Here is a 4,720-nt window from a genome sequence, read left to right on the forward strand (position 1 = left end):
CTCCACGCCGGCACCCTCGCAGGTCTTGAGCAAAATCTCGTAGCCGGGAAGGTTGCGCATCACATCCAGCTCGCCCCCGTAGGACAGGCTCATCGCCGGCACCAGCAGGCCTGCCTGCACGCGCTTGGCGGCGTATTCGAAAAGCGTTTGCGCGCCGTGCTCGAAGCCGCGGATCTTGCCCACCGGGCCGGTTTCACCCCGGTAGCAACGCAGCAGCGGCTTGATATCCAGCGCCGATCCCAGCATGGCACTGAACATGCTGACGCTGCGGTCACCCTTTTTCTTGGCCCGCGCACGCAGGTAGTAAAGGTCGCGCGGCAGCATGTACCCGTAGGCGTTGTTGGAGATGTGCGCCGCACGCTCGCGCATCTGCTGCGGCGATTCGCCCGCGGCGATCATCCGAACCGCTTCCACCACCGGCGCCGCGGCGCCGGCGAAGATATTCCGGGTATCCACCACGCGCATCAGGAACGGCTGGCGGTTGCCCGCCGCTTCTCGGATGGGGCGATAGTGCTTGAGGATGGCGAAGCTGGCGCGGATCACATTGTCGTAGATCGGGCTGCGCGTGGCGGTGATGGTCAGGCAGATCACGCAGTCGAAATCCACCACCATCCTGTCCAGGAACACCCGCTGCACGTGCTCTACGCTGCTGGGTTCGGTTTCTGCGTCGTGGGCGCGGCTACCCATGTTCTGGTCGATGAAACGCTGGGTTTCGGCGGCGTTCCTGTCGTCCAGGAAGGTCTGGCCGTCCACCTTGATGGTGATCGGCAACACCGTGATGTGGTTCCTTTCGATGAAGTCCCGCGGCAGGTCGCAGGCCGCGTCGATCGCTACGCCGATTCGCATGGTGTCCCCCGACTCGAAGCCCTGGCGCGTTCGAGCGAACGGTAGCACGCCCGACGCCGGAAACGTGCGATCCCGGGCATCGCCGCGCATGTCGCCACGGGGTCAGAGTAATTACTCTGACCCCCAGCCCCCTCGCGCCCCGGCCGGGCAAGGCGTATCCTGCCCGAGACAATTAAATGGCCCCTGCCGGCGTGGCGTCGCCGGTGCCGGCACCGATCGGTTCGGTGCCAGAAAAAGCTGGAAAACATGAAGACCAAGCAAGAGATCGTCAGCAACTGGCTGCCGCGCTACACCGGGACTGCGCTCGAGGAATTCGGTGAGCACATCCTCCTCACCAACTTTGGACACTACGTCGAGCGCTTCGCCGAGTGGAACGGCGTGGATGTGAAGGGCCGGGACCGGCCGATGCCCAACGCCACGGCCGACGGCATCACCCTGATCAACTTCGGCATGGGTAGCCCCAATGCCGCCACGGTGATGGACCTCCTGAGCGCCATCGGCCCCAAGGCGGTACTGTTCCTGGGCAAGTGCGGGGGATTGAAGAAAAAGAACGCCATCGGCGACCTGGTGCTGCCCATCGCCGCCATCCGTGGCGAAGGCACCTCCAACGACTACCTGCTGCCCGAGGTGCCGGCGCTGCCGGCCTTCCAGCTGCAGCGCGCGGTGTCCACCATGATCCGCGACCTCGGCCACGACTACTGGACAGGCACCGTGTACACCACCAACCGCCGGGTGTGGGAGCACGACGAGGCGTTCAAGGAATACCTGCGCCGCACCCGCTCGATGGCCGTGGACATGGAAACAGCAACCATCTTCGCTGCCGGCTTCGCCAACTCGATCTCCGTCGGCGCACTGCTGCTGGTGTCCGACCAGCCGATGATTCCCGAAGGCATCAAGACGGAGAAGAGCGATCTTGCCGTCACCACCAACTATGTCGAACGCCACATCCGCATCGGCATCGAGGCGCTGAAACTGGTGCGCAGGCACGGGCGAAGCATGAAGCACCTGCGGTTCGAGGATGAGAATTCGCTTGAGTAGGGTTTAGGCGAAACGTGGAAGCGGGTGTGGAGGATGCGGGCTAGGATGATTCTTCCTCCGACATGGATGTCGATGTGCCTTCCATTCTTTCTTCTGCTTCCAGCATGCTCCAGCGTGTATTACCACGCGTATTCTCATCAACCAGGTCGCAAGGTTCGAGTGTTGGCGCCCAGTTGGGGAATGTGCGTCAGGCTGGCGCCGGCGCGTCAGGACGTCCGGCCATTCCCACATCACCGCCTTCCTATTCCAGGGTCAGGGATGTGATGCTCGGCGTGGCTCGCCGGGAAGCGGGTGTAAGGCGCGACTTTGCCATGGACACCGTCAAGAACGCCAATGCGGCGCTTCGAAGCGGTGACAAGGCACGGGCTGGAACGATCCTTGCCACGGGCCTGGCCACCTTGGTCCCGACACGAGTGGCGGCGGCGGGTGACGACGCCGCGTTCAATCCTGACATCCTGCACGCAGGATGGCAGGCGAACCTCGCTCGCGGCGTAACCGCACTCATCGCGCGCGCCGACGACCAATTGCATAAGGTGCAACTGGACGCCAACACCGACGTCGTGCATGGCCACCCATCACGCGATGGTCTGCTCGAAGCGCTTATTCGGTTTGATGGCGACATCACTGCCACCTATCGTCATGCGATCACGCGCGCCGCCGTGCTGAACAACGAAGGACGACACGATGAAGCCCTCGCTGCACTGCGCGAGGCGCCTGCGCATCAGGCCATCATGAATCATTTCGCGGTGCCAACCGGCGCGCCCGGATCGGACGGTAGCCATCGTGCCCTGTCAACGGCGGACGAGGCGCTCTACAGATTCCAGACCCTCGTGAACGGTGACGACACCGCTACTGGCATCTTGGGCCAGCAAGTATCTTATGCGCGGGACAATCCCGATGTGCTTCGCATACGCGGTCTCGTTCAGTCGGTGGGAGCCGAGCTCTTTCGCGTCGGCGCTTATCGCGATGTCCTGGATACGGTTCGTCCGCCTGTCCCGCCCCGCATCGTCGCCGGTTCTGCGCCCGACGCCTAGCGAATTTTCGGAGCGGCATCCGTCAGTTTCACGAGCACTACGGGCCCTCGCATCACCTACGACAGGATGTTCCCATGACCCAAGTTATCTGCCTTCCGGGCGTCGCGAAGCTCGCCTCCCTCATTGGGGACGCAGTGAAATACGTGGCAAGCAAGGTGCATTTCGCCAAGGCCTTTCAGCATGTCGACCAGGTTAGTGGCCACGCGCCGGGTAAGCCGCTGCTCGTGCGCCTTCACTCGCACGAGGAAGGTCGAACTGCCTTGACCATGGAGTTGGGTGTCGATCCCTCGCTCGAACAGCGCCGGAACAGCCTGGATGGCAGGGAGCGTGCTGTTGCCGAACGGCGATCCTCGCAGCCGGGTGTGCCTGCATCAGGTACGTCGATTCCACCTGAGCACGCGGACATGGTCGTGCAGAAGGCGACCGTCCTGGCAAAGGACTACCTGCGTGCAAGAGGGATGGGCGCCTCGCCCGGTTGGGTGCAGGCATCGCAGCAAGTCGCCGCGCCTTCGCAGGGAAACGACGTTCAACGGCACACGGCCAAAGCCCTGCGCGACCTGCAGGATGAACTCGCCACTACGGCGCAGCTCTTCGATGGTTCGGTGCGAGGTAATGCGGCGCGGCGCATCGGTGCAGATGTTGCGCGTGTCCGGAGGGAGTGCGGGCCGGACGAGGCCCTTCGCATCGCATCGCAAGGTATCCACGCCGTTCGTTCGGCCCCGGCCAAACTCGTTGTTGAAAATCACTACGCGCCTCCGCGCACGCATCGCCTGATCTAGTCACGCTGCATTCAATACACGGACGTATCCCATGCCCCTGACATTTGGAAGTGTGGCCATGCTGGCCGCAAAGTTTGACACGCCTGTCACCCGGATCGATCCCAGCGACACGAAGGCCAAGCTCGATCGGGTCGTGGCCCGCAAAGTGAACCCGTCGGCTGTAGCGAACGTCCCGCGTGACGCTTCGGTCCGTCAAGCCATTGCGGGCCCGCAGCCAGTGTGTCGCCCGGGACCTCATCCGGTTCCATCCGAACCTGGCAGAGGGACGAACCCGACGACATCGAGGTCAGCGGCTGAAACGCCTGATCTCCGGTATCAGGCGAACTTCGCCAAGCACCGGGCTTTCTTTGAACAACGTGCCTCGGAATCGAACAAGACACAGACCCCCGAGCGCCTGGATCGTGCTGCCATACCAAAGCGTCTGGGCACGGGTATGCACCCATACACTGTCGTCTGGGAGCCGATGGCCCGCGACAACCTTCCCCATGTCGAACGCGTGCCTTCCCGCGATGAAGCGATTGATCGCCCACAAACCATGCAACCAGGCAAGTCGACGAAGACTCCTGGTCCGGTCGTCAATCACCTTGCCAATATCGTTCGAAACCGCAAGGCCGAGTTGCAGGCCCGGGAGGCGTCGGTGGCTCCCGTAAGTGAAAACGTCGGCCAACCGGCGAAGTTCTCCATGGCACGCGTTGCAGCCGCCACCTTGTCGCGCGCCGAAGCACCCTCCCAACCGGCGTTCCTCCCGACCGACGGTCAAGCCGCAGCCGAACTCATCACACAATTTGAGACGCAGTTAACAAAGTTCCGGCAAGACATCTATAGCGATGTCGTCAACAGGCGCCCGTCGCGCGATGTCTTACTCGAAGCGACCCGGGAAGATAGTCGCATGATGGTGGAAAATCGGTTCGCCATCAGGTTTGCGCCGTCCGGTGCCCCCGAAGTCGATGCGGCCAATCGCGCCCTATCGATCTCACCCGAGGCGCTTTACAGTTTCCGAACCGTTGTGTACGGCGACGATGA

Annotated in this window: 5 protein-coding genes; 4 read left to right on the plus strand and 1 reads right to left on the minus strand. The window is 62.8% G+C overall.

Annotated features, from left to right (window positions below; translation table 11 throughout):
• Nucleotides 1–846, minus strand: an 846-nt coding sequence (locus tag VK519_RS11110; RefSeq protein ID WP_324349810.1) for a DegV family protein, incomplete at its 3' end; no start/stop codon positions are given.
• A gap of 246 nt (nt 847–1,092) precedes the next feature.
• Here VK519_RS11110 and VK519_RS11115 point away from each other — a divergent pair.
• From VK519_RS11115 to VK519_RS11130, 4 genes are all read left to right on the plus strand, one after another.
• The gene (locus VK519_RS11115; protein ID WP_250626650.1) at nt 1,093–1,884 is read left to right on the plus strand and encodes an AMP nucleosidase; all 792 of its coding nucleotides are present in this window, start codon (nt 1,093–1,095) and stop codon (nt 1,882–1,884) included.
• A gap of 311 nt (nt 1,885–2,195) precedes the next feature.
• Nucleotides 2,196–2,918 carry a hypothetical protein gene (locus tag VK519_RS11120; protein ID WP_324349813.1) on the plus strand — a complete coding sequence of 241 codons (723 nt, stop codon included), beginning with the start codon at nt 2,196–2,198 and terminating at the stop codon, nt 2,916–2,918.
• 74 nt (nt 2,919–2,992) lie between these two features.
• Nucleotides 2,993–3,697: a hypothetical protein gene (locus VK519_RS11125; RefSeq protein WP_324349815.1), complete on the plus strand. Its 705-nt coding sequence runs from the start codon at nt 2,993–2,995 to the stop codon at nt 3,695–3,697.
• Between the two features lie 58 nt (nt 3,698–3,755).
• A partial coding sequence (locus VK519_RS11130) for a hypothetical protein (protein ID WP_324349817.1) occupies nt 3,756–4,720 on the plus strand: 965 nt, incomplete at its 3' end.

Source organism: Pinirhizobacter sp., assembly GCF_035317885.1.
Taxonomy (GTDB): Bacteria; Pseudomonadota; Gammaproteobacteria; order Xanthomonadales; family Rhodanobacteraceae; genus Pinirhizobacter.

Bases quoted from the DNA above. Each gene is read 5' to 3' on its own strand.
- VK519_RS11115 (WP_250626650.1), top strand. From the start codon at position 1,093: ATGAAGACCAAGCAAGAGATCGTCAGCAACTGGCTGCCGCGCTACACC.
- VK519_RS11120 (WP_324349813.1), top strand. From the start codon at position 2,196: ATGGACACCGTCAAGAACGCCAATGCGGCGCTTCGAAGCGGTGACAAG.
- VK519_RS11125 (WP_324349815.1), top strand. From the start codon at position 2,993: ATGACCCAAGTTATCTGCCTTCCGGGCGTCGCGAAGCTCGCCTCCCTC.